This is a genomic window from Lacihabitans sp. LS3-19, assembly GCF_024343575.1.
Lineage (GTDB): Bacteria > Bacteroidota > Bacteroidia > Cytophagales > Spirosomataceae > Leadbetterella.
Genome location: NZ_RJUA01000064.1, coordinates 1 through 2,031, shown reverse-complemented (window position 1 = coordinate 2,031; position 2,031 = coordinate 1). Strand labels below are relative to the sequence as shown.

Annotated in this window: 2 protein-coding genes; both read right to left on the bottom strand. The window is 32.5% G+C overall.

The annotated features are described in order from the left end of the window. Nucleotides 1-405: hypothetical protein (locus EGI22_RS15285; RefSeq protein ID WP_255069315.1), on the bottom strand; the 405-nt coding region annotated here is incomplete at its 3' end. A gap of 705 nt (nt 406-1,110) precedes the next feature. Continuing rightward, nucleotides 1,111-1,746, bottom strand: coding sequence for a response regulator transcription factor (locus EGI22_RS15280; protein WP_255069293.1), 636 nt, complete (start codon nt 1,744-1,746; stop codon nt 1,111-1,113). Nucleotides 1,747-2,031 lie beyond the last annotated feature (285 nt).

Sequence of the window (2,031 nt, the reverse complement as noted above, 5' to 3'; positions counted from 1 at the left end):
TTTTCCCTTATAATAAAATACTACTGGTTCTAATTTTTCTTCGTTAGATTCATTAATTGATAAACCTGGGTAAACCACTAAAAAATCCCATTTTGAATAGTTTGAAGTGTCTTGGGGCAAAACAATACCTAATTCTGTAAATCCATTTATGGATTGATTCAATAGTGACTTTGGTAGAACCACACCATTTTTTTCATCTACTTTGAATTTTTTCTGATATTGGAGTTGCCGGATTACCCCATTATTAATTTCATCATTACCGAAGTCTTTTGTTCCGTTCAAAAGGCTATCAAGCCTAGATTGGTATTTAAAAGATTCTAAATTCTTACTATTTGAACCTTCTTTGTTGCATGAACAAAATAAAATAATATTTGCCATTAAGGAATAAATTGCTGTTTTTGTCATAATTGTATATGTTTGTTAAAAAAATATTAATGTTACTATATTCTAAAATTCTATATTTTTTGTTTTTGAACTCTGCAAAATTAGGAACCATTTCTCTTGTAATTTTGACAGGTTATTCTTTGGTTTCATCAAAGTATTTTAAAGGCCCTTTCGTTTTTATTTTAATCACTTTGATATCTTATTCAATTGTTGATCTGTCAATAAATTTATTTATGTTAGCAGGCAATACAGTTTCTAATATATTAGATCACCTTTTTGCCTGGGTCGCATGTATTATTCCTTCAATTTTTTATTTAAAAATAATAAACAATTTAAAAATTAAATGGACAGTAATTTTAATAGTTATTCTGTTTTGTTTGGCAAGTTTAATTCAAATTTTTTATAAACTTTCAATTGCCAAGCCAATTGGGGCTCCTTTATTATTTCCATTGAAAAATTCACTTTCAATTGCTCTTGCTATTTTTGTTCATTCTAGACTGATAAAATCTTCTAAAATAAGAATCTTGAAAAATGAGCCATTATTTTGGTTTAACCTTGGATTTTTAATATCAAATCTAATAAATTTATTTATTACACCAATATATAAAGCTATTACCCCTTTTTCTGACGATTTAGCCTTTATTTTCGGAATAATTTTGAGTATTTCTGAACCCATAACTTACACCCTCTGGGCCATCGGAGTTTATAAATTAAGAACCCAACCTTTCAGACCAATCGCATCTCTATGGCCTTGATGATGGCTTCGGGTGCTGAGTTTACATGCAATTTCTCATAAATATGCTTTACGTGTGTGTTTACAGTGGCATAGCTTATGCTACATGCATCCGCAATCATTTTGTAACTCATTCCTTTTACCAAACAACCCAACACGTCTTTTTCTCGTGCTGTTAGGTCCACAAATGTTGGTTCCTTTTTCACAAATTGGTTCTGAAACATCTGCATCACTTTGGCCGCTATGGCTGGCGACAAATGCGAGCCGCCTCCATTCACTTCCTCTATAGCCTGCACATATTTTTCTGGGTCAGGGTTTTTGATGATATAGCCTGAGGCACCACCACAAATGGCCTGAAATACGCGGTCTTCGTCTTCAAAAACTGTCTGAATAAGGATTTTAGCATCGGGAACGGCCTTTCTGATTTCTATCATTGCGTGTATGCCATTCATATAGGGCATCTCAATGTCCATCAATATCACATCAGGTTTCTGCTTTTTCACAATCGAAACCGCCTCTCTGGCGTCAGGGTATGAGCCAGTCATCCAAATGTTCTCTGAACTAGCCAAATAAAGTGACAAACTTTCTCTAAAGTTCTTGTTGTCTTCAAATAAGGCTACTCTTATCATTTGCTTGGGTTTAGGTTTTAATTGTTGTAAATACGTTGTTGAAAAAGCTACCATTCTGTGTTATTTATTTCTACAAAATTGGCATAGTTTTCAATTCTAAAAAATCCCTAATTCTAGTGAGAAAGACATATAGAAAGTATAGTTCCTTTACCTGCATCACTTTCAATTTTCAATTCAAAATTTGATTCCTCAGCCCTTTCTTTAAAGTTCCTCAGGCCATTTCCTTCTGTTTTTTGATCTATTTCAAAGCCAACACCATTATCTGTTAATGTGAAAATTATCTTT